15 protein-coding genes are annotated in these 19441 nt (G+C 68.5%); 14 read left to right on the top strand and 1 reads right to left on the bottom strand.

Annotation, left to right across the window (positions count from 1 at the left end; translation table 11 throughout):
- The first annotated feature begins 54 nt into the window (after positions 1–54).
- The 5 genes from ACU5E9_RS06020 to ACU5E9_RS06000 all read left to right on the top strand — a co-directional run bounded on the left by ACU5E9_RS06020 (position 55) and on the right by ACU5E9_RS06000 (position 7795).
- Positions 55–2472 carry a glycoside hydrolase family 2 TIM barrel-domain containing protein gene (locus tag ACU5E9_RS06020; RefSeq protein WP_456812710.1) on the top strand — a complete coding sequence of 806 codons (2418 nt, stop codon included), beginning with the start codon at positions 55–57 and terminating at the stop codon, positions 2470–2472.
- 138 nt (positions 2473–2610) lie between these two features.
- Positions 2611–3786, top strand: a complete 1176-nt coding sequence (locus ACU5E9_RS06015; protein WP_456812709.1) for a ScyD/ScyE family protein — start codon at positions 2611–2613, stop codon at positions 3784–3786.
- 152 nt (positions 3787–3938) lie between these two features.
- Positions 3939–4457: a peptide-methionine (S)-S-oxide reductase MsrA gene (msrA, locus tag ACU5E9_RS06010; protein ID WP_456812708.1), complete on the top strand. Its 519-nt coding sequence runs from the start codon at positions 3939–3941 to the stop codon at positions 4455–4457.
- Positions 4458–4765: 308 nt separating this feature from the next.
- The gene (locus ACU5E9_RS06005; RefSeq protein WP_456812707.1) at positions 4766–6814 is read left to right on the top strand and encodes a glucose PTS transporter subunit IIA; all 2049 of its coding nucleotides are present in this window, start codon (positions 4766–4768) and stop codon (positions 6812–6814) included.
- A gap of 117 nt (positions 6815–6931) precedes the next feature.
- Entirely contained in the window at positions 6932–7795 is an 864-nt protein-coding gene (locus ACU5E9_RS06000; protein ID WP_456812706.1) for a fumarylacetoacetate hydrolase family protein, read from the top strand.
- A 23-nt stretch (positions 7796–7818) separates the two neighbouring features.
- Here ACU5E9_RS06000 and ACU5E9_RS05995 read toward each other — a convergent pair whose 3' ends face one another.
- Positions 7819–8622: a GntR family transcriptional regulator gene (locus ACU5E9_RS05995; RefSeq protein WP_456812705.1), complete on the bottom strand. Its 804-nt coding sequence runs from the start codon at positions 8620–8622 to the stop codon at positions 7819–7821.
- Between the two features lie 361 nt (positions 8623–8983).
- Between ACU5E9_RS05995 and ACU5E9_RS05990 the strand changes: the two genes are divergently transcribed.
- From ACU5E9_RS05990 to ACU5E9_RS05950, 9 genes are all read left to right on the top strand, one after another.
- Positions 8984–9973 (top strand): LLM class flavin-dependent oxidoreductase, encoded by a 990-nt coding sequence (locus ACU5E9_RS05990; protein ID WP_456812704.1) that lies wholly within the window; start codon positions 8984–8986, stop codon positions 9971–9973.
- Positions 9970–11244, top strand: a complete 1275-nt coding sequence (locus ACU5E9_RS05985) for an NtaA/DmoA family FMN-dependent monooxygenase (protein ID WP_456812703.1) — start codon at positions 9970–9972, stop codon at positions 11242–11244. Before ACU5E9_RS05990 ends, ACU5E9_RS05985 begins: the two co-directional genes overlap by 4 nt.
- Before the next feature lie 247 nt (positions 11245–11491).
- Positions 11492–12796 carry an NtaA/DmoA family FMN-dependent monooxygenase gene (locus ACU5E9_RS05980; RefSeq protein ID WP_456812702.1) on the top strand — a complete coding sequence of 435 codons (1305 nt, stop codon included), beginning with the start codon at positions 11492–11494 and terminating at the stop codon, positions 12794–12796.
- Positions 12797–12798: 2 nt separating this feature from the next.
- Positions 12799–14100, top strand: coding sequence for an NtaA/DmoA family FMN-dependent monooxygenase (locus ACU5E9_RS05975; protein WP_456812701.1), 1302 nt, complete (start codon positions 12799–12801; stop codon positions 14098–14100).
- A gap of 29 nt (positions 14101–14129) precedes the next feature.
- Complete coding sequence (locus ACU5E9_RS05970; protein ID WP_456812700.1) at positions 14130–15008, top strand: ATP-binding cassette domain-containing protein; 879 nt, start codon at positions 14130–14132, stop codon at positions 15006–15008.
- A complete protein-coding gene (locus ACU5E9_RS05965) occupies positions 15005–15838 on the top strand; it encodes an ABC transporter ATP-binding protein (protein WP_456812699.1) in 834 nt (277 codons plus the stop codon). Before ACU5E9_RS05970 ends, ACU5E9_RS05965 begins: the two co-directional genes overlap by 4 nt.
- A complete protein-coding gene (locus ACU5E9_RS05960) occupies positions 15835–17352 on the top strand; it encodes an MFS transporter (protein ID WP_456812698.1) in 1518 nt (505 codons plus the stop codon). The genes ACU5E9_RS05965 and ACU5E9_RS05960 overlap by 4 nt, the downstream gene beginning before the upstream one ends.
- Positions 17349–18488, top strand: a complete 1140-nt coding sequence (locus ACU5E9_RS05955) for an ABC transporter permease subunit (protein WP_456812697.1) — start codon at positions 17349–17351, stop codon at positions 18486–18488. The genes ACU5E9_RS05960 and ACU5E9_RS05955 overlap by 4 nt, the downstream gene beginning before the upstream one ends.
- A 21-nt stretch (positions 18489–18509) precedes the next feature.
- Complete coding sequence (locus ACU5E9_RS05950) at positions 18510–19334, top strand: ABC transporter permease (protein WP_456812696.1); 825 nt, start codon at positions 18510–18512, stop codon at positions 19332–19334.
- Positions 19335–19441 lie beyond the last annotated feature (107 nt).

Genomic DNA, 19441 nt, shown 5'->3' with positions numbered 1-19441 from the left:
TACCTCCGCTCCCCAGTTCGGCTGTCCGCACGTCCCCTTGATCGGAGTCACCCCATGACACGCACATCCTTCACCGACGGTTGGTCCTACCGCACCCCCCTCGGCCCGTTCGCGGCCGCCGGCGACGACGCCGTCACCGCCACCCCGGTGCGGCTCCCGCACGACGCCCTCCGCGACGCCGAGCGTTCGGCGCAGGCGCCCAGCAAGGGCGGCGCGGCCTACGCGCCAGCCGGCGCCTACACCTACCTCAAGGACTTCGACGTCCCAGCGGACTGGGCCGGCAAGGTCGTCCGCCTCGAAATCCAGGGCGCCTTCCGCCGCGCCATGGTGTTCCTCAACGACGAGTTCGCGGGCAACCGGGCGGATGGCTTCGCGCGGTTCTTCGTCGACCTCACCCCGTTCCTCCGCTTCGGCGCCGCCAACACCCTCCGCATCGAGGTGCGCTCCGGGGAGGATTCCCGCTGGTACGCCGGCGCCGGGCTGCACCGCCCGGTGCTGCTGCACGTCGACGAGGCCGTGCACATCGTGCCCGACGGTGTGCGAGTGACCACGGTGCGGGTGGAAGACGACCAGGCCGTACTCGAGGTCGCGACCACGGTGACGAACCTGGGCATGACCACCGCGCAGGTGGAGGTCGGCACCACCGTCATCGCGCCGGACGGCGCGACGGTCGAGGGCGACGAGACCCCGGTCACCCTCGCGCCCGGCCGCACCTCGGTCGTGCGCCAGCGACTCTACGTGCAGCACCCCGAGCTCTGGAGCGTGGACACCCCGGCTCTGTACTCGGTGCACACCCGGCTCGGTGAAGTGACCACGGGTGTGGTCACCGCTGTCGGCATCCGCACCGTCACCGTCGACCCGCACAAGGGCCTCCGCATCAACGGGCACGAGGTGCTGCTGCGCGGTGCCTGCGTGCACAGCGACAACGGCCCGCTCGGGGCGGCCTCCATCGCCCGGGCCGAGGAACGCCGCATCCAGCTGCTCAAGGACGCCGGCTTCAACGCCATCCGAACGGCGCACAACCCCGCGTCGCCGTCGATGCTGGACGCCTGCGACCGCATCGGCATGCTCGTCATCGACGAGGCCTTCGACATGTGGACACGCGGAAAGACCAACTACGACTACGCCGCCGAGTTCCCGCAGTGGTGGGCGGCGGACCTGGATTCGATGGTGGCCAAGGACTTCAACCACCCCAGCGTCATCATGTACTCGATCGGCAACGAGATCATCGAGGTCGGCACGCCGCACGGCGCCGCCTGGGCCAGGGACCTCGCCGAGCACGTGCGTGCGCAGGACCCCACCCGCCTGGTCACCAACGGTGTGAACGCGTTCCTCGCCGTGATCGACGAGCTGTCCAGCATCCTGGAGAAGGACCAGGGCCTCAACGAGCTCATGGGGGACATGGGCGGCGGCATGAACGCCATCAGCACGTCGGATGCGGTCACCCGGCGCACCGCCGAATCCAGTTCAGTGCTCGACGTGCTCGGCCTCAACTACGCCGAGGGCCGGTACAGCACGGACGCGGAGCTGTTCCCGCACCGCGTCCTGGTCGGCTCCGAGACGTTCCCGACCCAGATCGGCAGCCTCTGGCCGCTGGTCGTGGCCAACCCGAACGTAATCGGCGACTTCACCTGGACCGGCTGGGACTACCTCGGTGAGGTCGGCATCGGCGCGACCGCGTACGCCGAGGACCCGGAGGCGGTCGCCTCCCTCGAACGCGAATACCCCTACCTCACCGCCTGGAGCGGCGACCTCGACATCACCGGTCACCGCCGGCCGGCCTCGTACTACCGGGAGATCGTCTTCGGGCTGCGCACCGAGCCGGCCATCGCGGTGCTCCGCCCCGAACGGTACGGGCAGACCATCACGATGCAGTCCCCGTGGGCGTGGAGCGACTCCGTCTCGTCCTGGACCTGGCCCGGCTTCGAGGGCAAGCCCGTGAGCGTCGAGGTCTACGCGGATGCCGACGAGGTGGCCCTGCTGCTGGACGGCACGGAGGTCGCCCGCGGCCCCGTCGGCGGAACCCGCCCGATGCTGGCCGTGTTGGAGACCGTGTACCGGCCGGGCGTGCTCACCGCCGTGGCCTACCGATCGGGCGCCGAGACCGGACGCACCTCGCTGACCGCGGCGACCGGACCCACGCTGCTCACTGCATCCGTCGACCGGAGCTCGATCCGGAACGACGACACCGACCTGGCCTTTGTGGCGATCGAGCTGCGCGACGCCGGGGGAGTGCTCGTCACGGGAAGCGATCGCTCCGTTCGGGTGCAGGTCGCCGGCGCCGGCGTGCTCGCCGGGCTCGGCAGCGGCAACCCCAAGACCGCCGAGCGGTTCGACGCCGACACCCGCGACACCTTCGACGGTCGCGCCCTCGCGGTGATCCGGCCCACGGGGGCCGGCACCATCACGGTCACCGTCAGTTCCACCGACAACGAGCCGGTGGTGATCGAGATCGAGGCCGGCGCCGTCTGAGCGGCTGCCGGGTGACGGCACGCGCGGTTCGTCGCTGAACCTGAGAAAACCTCGACAAACTCCGGAGCCGGCGGGATAGTGGGCGGACGTGGCGGATTTCCGTCGCGCCCGCGCACTGCGCTAGCAAAGGAGCTACAGATGAAAACCCGGACCATCGTCGCGGCCGTCTGCACCGCCGCGCTCGCCACCGTCGCCATCTCCGCGCCGGCTTCGGCAACCTCGAAGAACCCGTTCGGCCCCCTGAAGACCATCGGATCCGACCTGATCGGGCCGTTGAGCCTCGCAGTCGACACCAACGGCACGTCGTATGTGTCCCAGAACTTCGCCGGCACCCTGGAGCAGATCACCCGGTCCGGCGAGCGGACCACCGTCGCCAGCGCCGAAGGGCTCGAGATCGGCGCCGTCTCGACCCGTCGCGGCAACGTCTATTTCGCGCAGGGAGACCAGCCGACGGCCACGTTCTCGCTGATGAAGCTCAACCGGGGCGGCGCCCCGACGGAACTGGCCGACCTCGGCGCGTACGAGGTAGAAAAGAATCCGGACCAGATCAACACCTACGGGTTCGTCGGCCTCAGCGAGGAGTGCGCGGCGCAGTTCCCGCCGCCGCCGACGGGTCCTCCCGGCCCCGACACCCCGCCGCCGGCGACCTACACGGGCGTCGTGGACACGCACGTGTACGCCTCCGCCGCAACCCGAAAGGCGGTGTACGTCGCCGATGCCGGCGCCAACACCATCCTCCGCGTCGGCCTCGACGGCACGGTGTCGACCGTCGCCGTGCTGCCACCGCTCGCTCCGGTACCCGCGCCGGCCGGTCTCGTGGCACAGTACGGCTACCCGGAGTGCGCGGCCGGGGTTCCGTACGCGTTCGAGCCGGTGCCCACGGATGTCGAGGTCGGCCCCGACGGCTGGCTGTACGTGACCTCGCTGCCGGGCGGACCGGAAGACCCCAGCCTGGGTGCTCGTGGCAGCGTCGTGAAGATCAACCCCGCCAACGGTGAGATCGTCACGGTGGCCACCGGATTCGTCGGAGCCACGGGGGTTGCCATCGACGACAGGACCGGGGCTCTCGTTGTCGCCGAGATGTTCGGCGGTCCTGAGGGCACCGGGCAGGTCTCCCTGGTCCTGCCGAACAGCCAGACGGCGTCGGCCTCGCTTCCGCTCGCATCGCCGGCCGCGATCGAGTACAGCGACGGGAAGGTCTACGTGACCCACAACGCCGCCATCTTCGGTCCGGACGGACCTGAGCCCGGGAACCTGTCGGTCTTCAAGCTCTCCGGGAAGGGGCACCATCACGGGCACAACTCGAACCGGTAACATCCATCCAACGACAAACCTGTGAGCGACCTGTGGGTGGTGCGGCTGTCGGAACAGTCCGCACCACCCGCGCGTTGTGCAGGAAGTGAGCCGCGACCGGCAGGTTACGGTTGCACGGCTCACGGCTGGATCACGAACGAGGAGAGCACACGATGAGCGGAACCACTGAGAAGGCAACACTGGCTGGCGGCTGTTTCTGGGGCGTCGAGGAACTGGTGCGGAAGCGCGAGGGCGTTCTGTCCACCCGGGTCGGCTACACCGGCGGTGACACCCCCAACGCGACCTACCGCAACCACGGCGACCACGCCGAGGCGATCGAGATCACCTTCGACCCCGAGCGCACGAGCTTCCGCGAGCTGCTGGAGTTCTTCTTCCAGATTCACGACCCGTCCACCAGGGACCGCCAGGGCAACGACCGCGGCCGCAGCTACCGCTCGGCGATCTTCTACGCGGATGCCGAGCAGGAGCGCGTGGCCCGCGACACCATCGCGGATGTGGACGCCTCCGGCATCTGGCCCGGCCCGGTCGTGACCGAGGTCGAGCCCGTCGGAGACTTCTGGCTGGCCGAGCCCGAGCACCAGGACTACCTGCAGAACTACCCCAACGGGTACACCTGCCACTTCGTCCGGCCCGGCTGGGTGCTGCCGCGACGCGAAAACGTCGCCAGCTAGTCCAGCGCCGTTATACAGGGAAGGCCCGGTCGCACGTCTGCGACCGGGCCTTTTCGCGTGTCCACAGGCGGTTTCAGACCGGCGGCGGAAAATGAGTGAAACCTCATTTTTTTACGGGTTGACCTGCGGGAACGCAGGTGAACACCGGCCGGTGGGACCTATGGCCCGAGCCATTTCTGCTACAAACATGTAAATTACAACCGGTCTGTAAAACTTAACAGACGATTCTCAGCCGACCAATCTGGTCCGCGTTGAGCTGTTCCAGGCGGCAACCCATCGCTTGGCATCAACACCCGAAGGAGACCCAGGTGGCGTCAACACCCGCTGGAGACATTATTCAGAGCATCGGTGGTGCCGGCAACGTCGTTGCCCTCACCCACTGTGCGACCCGCTTGCGGTTCACGCTCAAGGACGCATCCGTCATCGACCAGGCCGTCGTTGAGGCGATCCCTGCCGTCCTCGGTGCGGTTCCCCAGAGCGGCGACCGGTTCCAGGTCGTCATCGGCGGCGCCGTCGAGACCGTGTACAACGAGATCCTCGCGCTTCCGTCGATGAAGAACGTCGGCTCCGGCGAGTCCGCCGACGACATCAAGGCCAAGGAACGCGCCAAGGGTCCCCGTGGCAAGTTCGCCGCGCTCGACACCTTCTTCGAGGTCCTCTCCGACTCCTTCCGCCCGATCCTGGGCGCGCTGCTGGGCGCCTCGCTCTTCATCACCTTCATGGCCCTGATGGCCACCCTCGGCGTCATCCCCGCGTGGAACGCGCCGGGTGTCACCCTTGAACCGGGTTGGGCCTTCATCAACCTGATGTGGCAGGGCGTCTTCGTCTTCCTGCCGCTCATGGTGGCCTATAACGCTTCCAAGCGCCTCGGCGCCGACCCGTGGGTCGGCTTCGGCATCATGGCCGTCGTCATGCTGCCGGGCTTCTCCGCCCTGGCCGCCACCGACGGCGCCCAGACTGTCTTCGACGGCAAGGCCGCCATCGTCTCGATCTTCGGCCTGCCGCTGACCGTCACCGACTACAGCTCGCAGGTCTTCCCGCCGCTGCTCATGGCGGCCGCTCTCGGCCTGCTCACCAAGGGCCTGAAGAAGATCATCCCGGCCAGCGTCCAGCTGATCTTCGTACCGTTCCTCAGCATGCTCGTCATGATCCCCGTGACGGCCTTCCTCATCGGCCCGATCGGCGTCTTCGGCGGAGCGGCCATCGGCGAGTTCCTCAAGTCCATCAACGACTTCTCACCGCTCATCTTCGCGATCGTCATCCCGTTGGCCTACCCGTTCATGGTTCCCCTTGGCCTGCACTGGCCGCTGAACGCCGTGATGCTGCTGAACATCCAGTCCCTCGGCTATGACTTCATCCAGGGCCCGATGGGCGCCTGGAACTTCGCCTGCTTCGGTGCGACCGCCGGCGTTCTCTTCCTCGCCATCCGCGCCAAGAACAGCCAGATGAAGCAGACCGCGACCGGTGCACTCGCCGCCGGACTCCTCGGTGGTATCTCCGAGCCGTCGCTGTACGGCATCCACCTGCGGTTCAAGCGCATCTACCCGCGCATGCTGGTCGGTTGCCTCGTCGGTGGTGTCATCATCGGTATCGGCGGTGGCGTCACGACCAACGCGTTCGTGTTCACGTCGCTGCTCACCATCCCCGCGTTCAACAACATCCCGCTGTACGCGGTCGCCGTTGCCGCATCCTTCTTCACCGCGATGATCCTCGTGATCCTCTCCGGTTACCTGTCGCCCGAGCAGAAGGCCGAAGCGGCCGCCCAGCTCGCCGCCGACCAGGAGATGGAAGCCAAGAACGCCTCCGTCGCGACCGTAGCTGCACCCGTTGCCGCCTCGACCGCCACGGCTGCCGCCGCCGCACCCGCCGCCGGCGGAACCGCGACCATGGTCGCCACGGTCCTCGCCACCATCGGTTCGCCGGTTGCCGGCATCGTCGTGCCGCTCGACGAGGTACCCGACCCCGTGTTCAGCAAGGGAATCGTCGGACTCGGCGTCGGAGTGGACCCGACCGGGGACACCGTCTACGCTCCCGCCGCCGGCAAGGTCCTCGTCGCACAGCCGACCGGGCACGCCTTCGGACTCATGCTGGAGGGCGGCATCGAGATGCTCATCCACGTGGGCATCGACACCGTGAACCTGGCCGGCAAGGGCTTCGACGTCAAGGTCAAGGCCGGCGACAAGGTCGAGGCGGGTACCCCGCTGGTGACCTTCGACCGCGCCGTGATCGAGGAAGCCGGCTACTCGCTGGTCACCCCGGTCCTGGTGACCAACCCGAAGAAGTTCGGCTCCATCGACCAGGCCGCATCCGGCCAGGTGTCGGTCGGCAGCCCGCTCCTCACGGTTACCGCCAAGTAGGCAACACCCTTCACAGGCACAAGACGGGCAGGGAATCCCCTGCCCGTCTTGTGCTTTTTCTGCGCCCGGCGCCGGATCCCGCGCGGTGCGGCGAGCCGGGTTGTGTACGGTCGATACATGACGACGCTCCTCCGGCTCGGCCCGCTCGGTTCCGAAACGCCCGCCATCGAGGTCGACGGGGTGGTCTACGACCTCTCCCCGTTGACGACCGACATCGACGGCGCCTTCCTCGCCGCAGACGGCATCCGTCGGGCGCGGGACGCCGCCCGCTCCGGTGCGCTGCCCGTGCTCCCGCACGCCGCTGACCTGCGGGTGGGTGCGCCGATCGCACGCCCGGCCGCTGTGCTCTGCATCGGCCAGAACTACGCTGCCCACGCGGCGGAGTCCGGCAACGCCGCACCCACCACCCCGATCGTGTTCTTAAAGCACCCGAACACCGTCGTCGGCGGGTTCGACGACCTGGTGCTGCCGAAGGGATCGCAGCAGGTCGACTGGGAGGCCGAGCTGGGAGTCGTCATCGGAACGCGGGCGAGCTACCTGGACTCGGTGGACGACGCCCTCGCGCACGTCGCCGGGTACGTGGTCAGCCACGATGTCTCCGAGCGCGTGTGGCAGAAGGACATCTCCGGCGGGCAGTGGTCCAAGGGCAAGATCGCGCCGGGCTTCAACCCGCTCGGGCCCGGCCTCGTGCCCGCCGACGAGGTCGATCCCCAGGCGCTGCGGATCTGGTCGACAGTGAATGGGGACAAGCGCCAGGACTCGTCCACCGCGGACATGGTGTTCTCGGTGGCCTACCTGGTCTGGCACCTGTCGCAGTTCACGGTGCTCGAACCCGGTGACCTCCTGAACACCGGCACCCCGGAGGGCGTCGCCATGTCCGGCCGGTTCCCGTACCTGGCCGCGGGCGACACCATCCGGATGGGCATCGACGGACTCGGCGCCCAGGCGCAGCACGTCGTGGCGTGGCAGCCGGCCGACTGAGCGGGCCGGTCGGCTGCCGTCGGTTACGCCGCCCCAGTATCGGCAGCGGGGCCGTGCCCTGCCGTCCAGGTGGTGGTCGTGAGCGCGACCCGGCTGGCGATGTAGTAGGTGTGGCTGAACTCCCGCGGCGTCCCGGTGGCGTCCACCAGCAGGCGTTCCTTGAGCATCAGGGCGGTGCCAGGGGCGACGTTCAACAGGCGCGCGGTGCGCTCGTCCGATGACACCGCCTGCACGCTGCAGTCGATCCTGGCCAGCTTCGACTTGTACGCCCGCTCGAAGAGCACCTCGAACGACTCCGACGGGCACTCCGAGGTGTACTGACGGTCACCGCCGGACATCGTGGAGTAGTTGATGTAGATGAGGAACGGCACCCCGTCCCGGAAATCGACGAACTGGGTCACTTTGACGGTGTCTTCCGACGTGTGCAGCAACCCGGCGATCAGGGGAGTGGTCGGAATCGTGGAACTGCCCAGGTTCGTCATCGCGTGACGGAACGTCTCGTCGGTGTTCCACCCGTTGCCCGAGCCGATCTGGATGTCCTCGATCGAGTCCATCACGATGGTGCCGTGCCGGCGCTCGCGCGACACTATGCCTTCCTCCGCCAGCAGCGCGAGGGCCGCGCGCACGGCATTACGGCTGGTGGAGTAGGTGCGCACCATGGAGTCCTCGTCCAGCCGGTCGCTGGCTCCCACGACGCCCCGACGGATTCCGGACCGGATCTGGGCGTGCAGCCGCAACGGTGATCGCTGCCGGATATCGTCACTCTCCGGGGCGCGGGCGCGGGTCATTTCCTTGAAGGCGCGCTCGCGGTCGAGTTGGTTGTCCATGCTGTGACTCCCTGGTGAACGGCGGGTCTCCCCGCCGCGTGTGGCGTATGGACTGGTCGGTCAGTGGCACCCGTAGGACACGGCGGCTTGATTCAGTGTGCGTCACCGCCCATTACCACCGAGCGAGCAACGTGTAAATTCTGCGTTTCCACCAGGTCCACCACCGGCGTAACACGGCGCTCCTGCCGGCACGAGCCCCGCTATCAGGCCCGGTTTCCCGCGGTTCGGGGGCTGCCTGAGCGGCGTAATGGGGGCGTCATCACGGAGTATCGGTGAAGAAACATCGGCTTCGTAGCGTTGCCGGCACGGTCACCGCACGGCGCCAGCCCGGTGTGACCCCGGCCCAGAACGGATGCCCCCAGTGATCGTTACCGCGACAATCTCCATCAATTCCGGCGTTGGTCTCAGCGCCGTCGAGGGGGCCGCGCGCCGTTTCGATGACGCCGGCATGACGGCGCTGCTGCTCGACGAAGGTGGCCGAGCAGGCGCGTTCGAGGCGACCACCCTTGCCGGCTACCTGGCCCGCCGCACCAGGCAGATCGGGCTGGTGCCCGCGAACAGCGCCCTCTACGGCTTTCCGTACCACTTGGCCCGAAGGCTGGCCACACTCGACCACCTCACGGCCGGCCGGGCCGGCTGGCTGATCCGCCCGGCAACGCTCGAGCACGAGATCTCGGCGTACGACTGGCGCACCCCGGGCCACCCCGGCGTCGAAGCCGACCGGGCGAGCGAATTCGTCAAGATAGCGCTCGCGCTCTGGGACAGTTGGGAAGACGGCGCCGCCCGACCCGACAAGGTGACCGGCGACTTCAAGGATGACTCCAGGATCCACGCGATCAACCACGACAGCCCCGCGTTCCTCGTGCGCGGCCCCCTGGACGTTCCCCGCTCCCCGCAGGGCCGCCCGTCCCTTTTCGTCACCGTCGCCCGAGCCGGGGACGTCGAGTATGCCGCCGCGGTCGCCGATGTGATCACGGTGGACGGCACCGCGGACCTCGTCACCGCCGACCTTGTCAGCGCCGACCTTGTCAGCGCCGTGCGGGATGCCCTTGACCGCGCCGGCCGCACCGACGCCGTGCGGTTGCTCGTGCGCCTGCCGGCCGGCTCCGCGGTCAGCGACCCGGCGGTCACCGACCCGGCGGCCTTCGCGGCGCTGGCGGGTGACCTCGTCGACACGCTCGGCGTGGACGGAGTCGACGTGGCCGGTGACGGGTCGGACGCCTGGTCGCACTGGCTCGCCGAGGCGGCCGCGCAGCTGATCGAGCCGTCCGGGAGCCGGGGCGCACCGGCGACCCTCGCCCGCAGCCTCGGCCTCACCGGCCACCACGTCCCGGAGGAGAGGGCAGCATGACCCGCACGATGCACCTGAGCGTCAACCTGAGCGAGTACGGCCGGCACTCCGGCGGATGGCGCCACGAGATCAGCGACGTCCGCCAGATCCCCAACACCGATGTGTACCTGCACGCCAGCCGGGTCGCAGAGGCCGGGCTGTTCGACCTTGTCTTCATCGCCGACACCCCCGTGCACGTGCCGGGACGCACGGTGAGCGCCACGCGGCTGGACCCGTTCGAGATGGCCACCGCCATTGCAGCCGAGACCAGCTCGATCGGCATCATCGTCACCATCTCCACCAGCTACAACGAGCCGTACGACGTGGCCCGCCGGGCCGCGTCGACCGACCACATCCTCAATGGTCGGCTCGGGGTCAACTACGTCGCGTCCTCGGGCGACGCCACCGCCCAGAACTTCAACCACGCCGTGCAGTTGCCGCACGCCGAGCGGTACGAACGCTCGAACGAGTTCCTGGACGTGGTCACCGGCCTGTGGGCGGGAGCGCCGACACCCGACGCCCCCGGCACCCCGACCCGGCATGCCGGCACCCACTTCGAGGTGAGCGGACCACTCGACGTCTACCGCCCCCCGGCGGGCCGGCCGGCCATCGTGCAGGCCGGATCCTCCGACGAAGGCCGTGACCTCGCCGCACGCTGGGCGGATGCGATCTACGCCGGCGGATCCACGCTGGAGCGCGCGCAGGAGTACTACCAGGACATCCGTAGGCGGGCAGCGGCCTACGGCCGCGACCCGGACAGCATCAAGATCCTGCTGGGCATCATGCCGTTCGTCGGGGCGACCGATGCGGAAGCCCACCAGCTGCACAGCACCCTCGACGACAACCATGCCGAAGGCGCGGACGTCATCGCGCACCTGAGCGGCCTGCTCGAGTACGACCTCACCCAACACGACCCGGGGGAGCCGTTGCCGTTCGACCGGCTGCCGACGGTGACGTCGGCCAGCGTCAGCCAGGCCACGCTGTTCACCCGGATGGCGCGGGAAGAGTCGTTGTCGATCGCCGAGATCGCGTTCCGGTCCTACATCGGCGGCCTCGCGAACATGCAGTTCGTCGCCACCGGAACCCCCGGACACATCGCCGATGTGATGCAGGAATGGTTCGAGGCCGGCACCTGCGACGGTTTCGCTATTGTCGCCCCGATCCTGCCGAAATCGATCGAGGACTTCGTGGAGCTCGTGGTTCCGGAACTGCAACGGCGGGGACTTTTCCGCACCGAATACGAGAGCAGCACGCTCGCCGAACGCTTCGGCCTGGCGCACCAGGACGCCTGAGACGAACGATGGCGAGGCCCGCACGAAAGTGCGGGCCTTTTTCGCGGATCCCGGGCGCCGCAACCGGCGTAACACGGCCATCCGAGCGTCAATTCGGCTGTTTTCTGGCGTTTGACCGGCTGTTTTATTTTGATACCGAGCGGCGTAATGCTTTCTTCACCCTGAGACACAGAGCCGGAAACATGCTCTCCGTACCGTGAATCGTGTTCGGTTTTCCAATGTTTCGATGAGTGTCCCGGAGTGAGAAATGACGGCAAACCCCTTCCATCTCGGCTGGTTCTATTCCAAGGGCTTCGGTCCAAAGGCCTGGAAGCACCCCTGGGCCGGCTCGGCCGTGTCCCGATTCACCAAGCCCGACATGGCCGTCGACCTGGCCCGGTCCATGGAGCGCGCCGGTTTCGACTACATCATGGTCGAGGACTCGTCCAACGTGCCCTACACCTACCAGGGCTCGCACGACGCCTACCTGCGGCACTCCGTCGACACTCCCAAGCTGGACCCGATGGTGCTCGCCCCCTTCCTGACGGCGGCCACGAGCAAGCTCGGTGTCGTGATCACCTGCTCGACCACCGAGTACCACCCGTTCATGCTGGCCCGCAAGATGAACGCCCTTGACCACGTGTCCGACGGGCGCATCGGCTGGAACGTCGTCACCGGTTCCAACGACGGGGGAGCGCAGAACTACGGCAGGGACAAGCAGTACCCGCACGACGAACGCTACGACATGGCCGACGAGTTCCTCACCGTGACCCAGGGATTGTGGAACTCCTGGGAGGAGGACGCGCTCGTCCTCGACCTGGAGAAGGGCATCTTCGCGGACGGCTCGAAGGTGCACCCGATCAACCACGAGGGCACGTACTTCCGCTCCCGCGGGCCGTTGAGCTCACCGCGCTCGCCCCAGGGCTCCCCGGTGATCTGCCAGGCCGGCGGTTCCGACCGCGGAAAGGCCTTCGCCGCGCAGTGGGCGGAGACGATCATCGCCAGTGCCGGCACGCCGGAGAAGATGAAGGCGTACCGCGACGAGATCCGCACCCTCGCCACGGCGGCCGGGCGTGACCCCAACTCGATCAAGCTGCTCTTCCTGGTCTCACCCATCGTCGACGAGAGCCGGTCCACGGCACTGGAACGCTCGCAGGCGGCGAAGGAATTCGACGACAACGAAATCCAGTACCAGCTCGCCTCGCTGTCCCGCCTGAGCGGCATCGACTTCGCGCAGTTCGCCCTCGACCAGCCACTGCCGGAACTGACCAGCAACGGCCACCAGTCGATGGTGGCGGGCCTGGTCGGCAAGGTGCTGAACGACGTGATCCGCACGAACCATCTCTCCGGCGGCAACGAGAACTATGTCGGCACCGCCGACGACGTCGCCGGGTACATGGACGAGGTCATGCAGGAGGTGGGCGGCGACGGGTTCCTCATCGCCAACAGCTACTTCTCCCGCCGCTACAGCCTGGAGATCTGCGACGGCCTCGTGCCGGAGCTGCAGCGCCGCGGGCTCACCCGCACCGCCTACGAGCACGACAACTTCCGCGACAACCTGATGGCGTTCTGACGATGAGCGCACAACCCTTTCACCTGGCCTGGTTCGGCGCCGGAGGCTTCGGCGTGAAGTCCTGGGGCAAGACCTGGTCGGGCCGGGGCGGCCAGGACTGGACCGATCCGAAGCTCTGGATCGACACCGCCCAGGCGCTGGAACGAGCCTGCTTCGACTACATCATCATCGAGGACTCGTCCTACGTGCCGGATGCCTACGGCGGGAACTCCAAGGCGTACCTGGCCAGCGCCACGGCCACGCCCAAGCTCGATCCGAGCGTGCTCGCCCCGATCATGGCCCACCTGACCGAGCGCATCGGCATCGTGCCGACACTGTCCATCACCGAGTACCACCCCTACATGCTGGCCCGCAAGATCAACGCCCTCGACCACATGTCGAAGGGACGCACCGGGTGGAACATCGTCACCTCCTCGAGCCACCGTGCGGCACAGAACTACGGCCACGACCAGCTCGTCGAACACGACCTGCGGTACGACATGGCCGACGAATTCTTCGACCTGGCCTGCCGGCTCTGGGACTCCTGGGATGCCGACGCCGTGGTCATGGACGAGGCGAACGAGATCTGGGCCGACTACGAGAAGGTGCACACCGTCGACTTCGAGGGTCAGTTCTTCAAGTCCCGCGGACCCCTGAACGGCTCCAGGTCGCCGCAGGGCCACCCGGTGTTCACCCAGGCCGGCGGCTCCGCCCGTGGCCAGCAGTTCGCCTCGCGCACGGCCGACTCCATCATCTCCGGCGTCGACGGCGGCGTGCCCGCGATGAAGGCGTTCCGCGACAGCGTGCGGCAGCAGGCGATCGGTTGGGGACGGAACCCGGACGACTGCAAGGTGCTCTTCCTCGCCTCCCCGGTCCTCGGCGAGACCGACGAGGAAGCCAGGGCCAAGCGCGCCCGCCAGATCATTCACGCCGAGGAACACCCCGAACTCGGCCTGCTGCACCTCTCCCGGCACAGCGGGATCGACTTCGCCCAGTTCCCCCTCGACGAGCCCATCCCCGACACGGCCAAGACCAACGGGCACCAGCAGATGCTGGCCCAGGCCATCGGCAAGACCCCGCGGGAGTTCCTGCGCCAAAACCTGGGCGCCGTCGAATTCGTCGGAACCCCCGACACCGTGGCCGCCCAGATGGACGAGGCCATGCAGGAGGTCGGTGGCGACGGCTTCCTGATCAGCAACTTCGACCTCAACCGCCGGTACGTCAGCGAGATCACCGACGGCCTCGTGCCCGCGCTGCAGCGGCGGGGGCTCGTGCGCACCGAATACGCGCACGACACCTTCCGCGAGAACCTTCTCGAGTTCTGATGACCCCGACCAGCACCACACGATCCAGGATGAGGACCACCGTGACCGGCACCGCACCCGAACTGCTGAGAGTTGACAACCTGAGTGTGACCTACGGCCACGGCGACAAGGCCCACCGCGCCGTCACCGGGGCGAGCTTCACCATCGCCGAGGGCGAACGGGTCGCCATCGTCGGCGAGACCGGGTCGGGCAAGACCACCCTGGCCCTCGCCCTGGCCGGCCTGCTCACCACCCCCTCCGCCCACATCGATTCGGACGGCATCCACTTCGACGGGGAGAACGTGCGCCGTGGCCCCGTCCGCACCGTTCCCAAGCGCACCCCGGGCATGGCGATGGTGTTCCAGGACGCGATGACCTCGCTGGACCCCGTCGCCACGGTCGGCAGCCAGTTCGCGGATGTGCTCAAGGGGATCGGCAGCATCCGCCGCCGCCAGACCACTGACCTCGCCCGCGACTGGCTGCGCAAGGTCGGACTGCACGACGTCGACCGCATCCTGCGCCTGCGCCCCTACGAACTCTCCGGCGGCATGCGCCAACGGGTCATGCTCGCCCTGGCGCTCTGCGGCAAGCCGCGGCTGCTCATCGCCGACGAACCGACCTCGGCGCTGGATGCGTCGGTGAGCCGCGACGTGATGGACCTGCTCAACGACATGGCACAGATCGAGAAGGCGAGCCTGCTCGTGGTCAGCCACGACATCGAACTGTGCCGTGTCTATGTGGACAGGATCATCGTGATGTACAAGGGCGACATCGTCGACATCTGCCGTGCCGACCGGATCGAGGAGGACGCCACCCACCCGTACACCACCGCCCTCACCGCCTGCGTGCCCACGCTCGGCCACTCCCAGCTCGACACCCTGCCCACCCTCGAGGACTCGTTCCCCGCAGCCCGGGCGGTCGTGGCATGAAGGCCTCCAACGTCACCGACCTCGCCCCGGAACTGATCCTCCGCACCGAGGCGGTCAGCAAGGTCTTCGGTCGCAAGGAATCGGCCCTCGTCGCGGTCAAGCCGCTGGACATCGCGTTCAGCACCCGTTCCGCCGTCGGCATCGTGGGGGAGTCCGGCTCGGGCAAATCCACCCTCTCCAGGATGCTCGTCGGCCTGGACAAGCCTTCCTCCGGCCGCGTGCTGCTGGGTGACAAGGATGTCGCGGCCCTCACCGCGAAGATCCCGTCGGCCCGCCAGTTCCGCGGCACCGTGCAGTACGTGGCGCAGGACACGTCCTCCTCCTTCGATCCCCGCCGCACCATCCGGGACGCCATCGAGACTCCGCTGCGCCTGCTGCGCGGCATCAGCGGAGCCGCGGCCGAGACCGAGATCCGCGAGATCCTCGACCTGCTGCGGCTGGACGCGGCCCAGCTGGACCGTTACCCGCACGAGGTCTCCGGCGGGCAGCGGCAGCGGTTCTCCCTCGCCAGGGCGCTCGTGGTCCGACCGCGCTTCCTGGTCTGCGACGAGGTCGTCTCGGCGCTGGACGTGTCGGTGCAGGGCGCGGTGCTGAACACCATCAAGCGCTACTGCGCCGAGCACTCCGTCGGGCTCCTCTTCGTCTCGCACGGGCTTCCGGCCACGGCCTTCATCGCCCGCCACCTCGTGGTGATGCGCTTCGGCGAGGTCGTCGAGTTCGGCCCCACCGAAGAGATCCTCGCCGGCCCGAAGCACCCGTACACGGCGTCGCTGCTCGACGCCTACCTGCGCGGGCCGCGGCACCTCCTCGCCGTCGAGGACGCCTCGTGAGCGAGCGGGTCGTGGAGCGGCCCGTCGGCCACCCGGCCGAACCCATCGTGGCGGACGGCGTGCCCGGCACGTACCCGTGGAAGGTGCTCACCGTCACCACCCTCGGCAGCCTGCTCGTGTTCGTCAACAGCACCTCCGTGAACGTGGCGTTGCCGTCGATCTCCACCGACTTCGGGGTGCCGGCGGCAACGGCGGACTGGTTCCTGCTCTCGTTCATGCTCAGCCTCACCGGGCTGGTGCTGGTCTTCAGCCGCATCTCCGACATGGTCGGCCGCCGCCGCCTCTACCTCGGCGGCCTGCTGCTGATGACCCTGGCGAGCGCCGGCGCCGTCTTCGCGGCCGGTCCGGCGGCGCTGATCCTCTTCCGCGCCCTGCAGGGTATCGCCGCGGCGGCCATCATCACCAACGCGAACGCGCAGATCGCCGACGCCTTTCCCCAGCGCCTCCTCGGCGTCGGGTTGAGCATCAACATCATGATGGCGTCCGTCGCCTCCATGCTGGGACCCGCCATCGGCGGGATCCTGCTCGAGGCCTTCGGCTGGCGGTCGCTCTTCATCGTCAACATCCCGTTCGGGGTGCTCGGCCTGGCCCTCGGCCTCCTGGTGCTGCGCAAGGAAGCACCCCGGGCATCAACCGGAGCCGCGGCCCGGTTCGACTACGCCGGCGCTGTCGTGTCGACCCTGGCCCTGGCCGCGCTGATGTTCGGCATCAACCGGCTCTCGGCCTGGGGCTGGGCCGATCCCCGGGCGCTCGGACTGCTGGTCCTGGCCGTCGTGGCCTTCGCCGTGTTCGGCGCTGTCGAGAAACGCGTCCGTGAACCACTGGTGGACTTCGCGCTCATCCGGGACCGGGCCCGCGGGCTGGCCTACGCGACCGCCTTCCTGATGTCGTTCGGGCAGGCATCCGTGCTGGTGCTCGTCGTGCTCTACCAACAGCTGGTGCTCGGTGTCCCACCGGCCGAGACCGGCCTGGTCGCCGCGGTGTCCGCGGCCTCGGTCATGATCGCCTCCCCGTTCGCCGGTCAGCTCACCCGCTGGTTCAGCTCCCGGAGCGTCTCAACGGTGGGCGCCCTGATCTCCCTCTTCGGCTATGCCGCCCTGCTGCTCTGCTTCACCGGCGGCCGCGACTCCGGCCTGCTGATTCCCGCCCTGGCGCTGATCGGCGCAGGCAACGGAATCTTCACCGCACCGAACACCGCGGCGGTGATGGGCGGCCTGCCGCCGAACAAGCGCGGCATCTCCAACGGCATCCGCTCCGTGCTCTACAACGGCGCCCAGACCATGGGGACCGCCGTGGTCCTGCTCATCCTCGGCCAGTGGCTCACCACCGCCGGCATCAACGGCTACAGCGGCACCGTCGACGCGCCGGAGACGGTCATCGGCGGGTTCCTCACCGCCGGGCTGCTCCTCGTGGCCTGCACCCTGACCGCCGTGATCTGCTCGGCGGCCCGCGGCGGCTCCTGGCGCGCCGGCCACCTCGTCCGACCCGGCACCCCGAAAGGACTCGCCCAGTGATCGACTTCAGTTCAACCAGACACGAGGCCCTGGCCACTCCCGTCGCAACGGCTCCCGCTCCCTCACCCCGCCGCCCGTCACGCGGGCGCGCGGACGCCTGGATCGCCCGGAACCGGTGGTGGATGCTGCGCAGCCTGGTACTGCCGGTGCACATCGCGGTGTTCGCCACGATCTCCTTCTTCCTGGTGCGCCTCGTTCCCGGCGACCCGGTGCTGGCACGGATGGACACCAGCGGCGGCTTCAGCCAGACCGACTACGACGCCGCGGCCGAGGCCATGGGCCTGGACGGCTCGATCCTGGACCAGTTCGGCGCATTCTGGCAGCAACTCATCCGCCTCGACCTGGGAACCTCCCAGATCACCGGCCGGCCGATCTGGGAGGAGATCACCTCCCGGCTGCCCTCCACCATCGAGCTGGTGCTGCTGGGCCTGCTCGGGGCCGTGCTGCTGTCATTCGCGCTGGCACTGGCCACCCTGCTCTCCAACAGCGCCCGGGTGCACAAGGTCCTGGCCGGCTACGGCAAGCTCGCCGGCGCCGTGCCCGACTTCGCGTTGGCGATCCTCGGCCTGGTGCTCTTCTACACGATCCTGCGGATCATCCCCGCCCCGATCGGCCGCACGTCGCCGGGCCTCGCCGCCGTCGACACCGTCACCGGCTTCCCGATGCTGGATGCCGTGATCGCCGGCAACGGTGAGGTCTTCGGGTCCATCGTCGGGCACTATCTCCTGCCCGTCGTCGTCATCGTCCTCGTCTACACGCCGAACATCTGGAAGCAGCTGGCGCTGGGCGTCGAGGAGCAGGCGGCCGCAGCGTCGACGCTGTTCAAGATCGCCTCCGGCGCCACCCGCGCCTCGATCTACCGCAGCATCCTCCGCCGCGCCTCGGCCAGCGCCGTCGTGATGATCGGCGCCCTGTTCGGCGGACTGGTCGGGGGTGTCGTCGTCCTCGAGCAGCTGTTCGGATTCGGCGGCATCGGCGCCTTCGCCATCACCTCGGTCGACAACCTCGACTTCCTGGGCCTGCAGGGGTTCCTCGTCGTCATCGCCAGCCTGTGCCTCGTGGCGTATTTCCTGGTCGACATCCTCAACATGCTGCTCGACCCGCGTCGCCGCCCCGGCGCGCGCGTCGACGGTTGACCCAAGAGAGTAAGGATCCACATGCCCAAGGCCTCGCTCAGCGCCTCCATTCCGTTCGCCGTGCTCGTCCTGATCGCGATCATCGGTCCGCTGCTGGTGCCGTACGACCCTGAACGGGTCGTGGGCGCGTCCACCCTGGCGCCCAGCGCGGCGCACTGGTTCGGCACCGATTCCACCGGAATGGACGTGTTCTCCCGGGTGGTCGCCGCCACCAGGATCAACCTCGTGATGGCGCTCATCGTCACCGTCTTCGCCACCACCGTCGGCCTCATCATCGGCCTGATCATCGGCATGAACGAGGCCGGCACCGGCATCGCCGGCATCCTCGGCCGGGGCACCAACCGGCTCGTCGACCTCAGCGACGCCGTCCCCGCGCTCATCGTGGGCATCGTCGTCGTCGGCCTGTTCGGCCCCTCCGTGCTCAGCCTCAGCCTGGCGCTGTCGTTCATCATGATGCCGGGCCAGGTGCGGTTGACCCGGGCGGAAGTGCTCAAGGTGCGCGGCGACGCCTACCTGGACGCGGCCAGGATGGCCGGGCAGACGCCGCTGCAGGTGATGCTTCGCCACGTGCTGCCCAACTCGGCCCGGCCGGCGATCGAGAACAGCTCCCTCATCTTCGGGGTCTCGATCATCGTGTCGGCGTCCCTCGGCTTCCTCGGCGTCGGGCTCGTCCCGCCGACGCCGGAATGGGGCGCAATGATCTCCGCTGGCGTCTCCGACGTCATGCTCGGAACCTGGTGGACAACGGTGTTCCCCGCACTGGCCCTGTGCCTCGCCGTCGCCTGCGCGGCCGGGGCGACAGGCGTACTCACGCGACTGACGCGGGGTGCGATCCTCACCCGGTGACCCACGGCAGGCCAGCACTGCCAGAGTCATCGCCCTCTCCACCGGCACCAACCCATCCGCATCACCTCACCCCCTGAGCGCATCCCCAGCGCACCCCCACACCTCGG

The organism is Cryobacterium sp. AP23, assembly GCF_054075385.1.
The sequence above is the reverse complement of the archived record's forward strand: the minus strand, read 5'-3'. Positions and strand labels throughout refer to the sequence as shown.

Bases quoted from the DNA above. Each gene is read 5' to 3' on its own strand.
- ACU5E9_RS06020 (WP_456812710.1), top strand. From the start codon at position 55: ATGACACGCACATCCTTCACCGACGGTTGGTCCTACCGCACCCCCCTC.
- ACU5E9_RS05985 (WP_456812703.1), top strand. From the start codon at position 9,970: ATGACCCGCACGATGCACCTGAGCGTCAACCTGAGCGAGTACGGCCGG.
- ACU5E9_RS06015 (WP_456812709.1), top strand. From the start codon at position 2,611: ATGAAAACCCGGACCATCGTCGCGGCCGTCTGCACCGCCGCGCTCGCC.
- ACU5E9_RS05965 (WP_456812699.1), top strand. From the start codon at position 15,005: ATGAAGGCCTCCAACGTCACCGACCTCGCCCCGGAACTGATCCTCCGC.
- ACU5E9_RS05995 (WP_456812705.1), bottom strand. From the start codon at position 8,622: ATGGACAACCAACTCGACCGCGAGCGCGCCTTCAAGGAAATGACCCGC.
- msrA (WP_456812708.1), top strand. From the start codon at position 3,939: ATGAGCGGAACCACTGAGAAGGCAACACTGGCTGGCGGCTGTTTCTGG.
- ACU5E9_RS05975 (WP_456812701.1), top strand. From the start codon at position 12,799: ATGAGCGCACAACCCTTTCACCTGGCCTGGTTCGGCGCCGGAGGCTTC.
- ACU5E9_RS05970 (WP_456812700.1), top strand. From the start codon at position 14,130: ATGAGGACCACCGTGACCGGCACCGCACCCGAACTGCTGAGAGTTGAC.
- ACU5E9_RS06000 (WP_456812706.1), top strand. From the start codon at position 6,932: ATGACGACGCTCCTCCGGCTCGGCCCGCTCGGTTCCGAAACGCCCGCC.
- ACU5E9_RS05950 (WP_456812696.1), top strand. From the start codon at position 18,510: ATGCCCAAGGCCTCGCTCAGCGCCTCCATTCCGTTCGCCGTGCTCGTC.
- ACU5E9_RS05980 (WP_456812702.1), top strand. From the start codon at position 11,492: ATGACGGCAAACCCCTTCCATCTCGGCTGGTTCTATTCCAAGGGCTTC.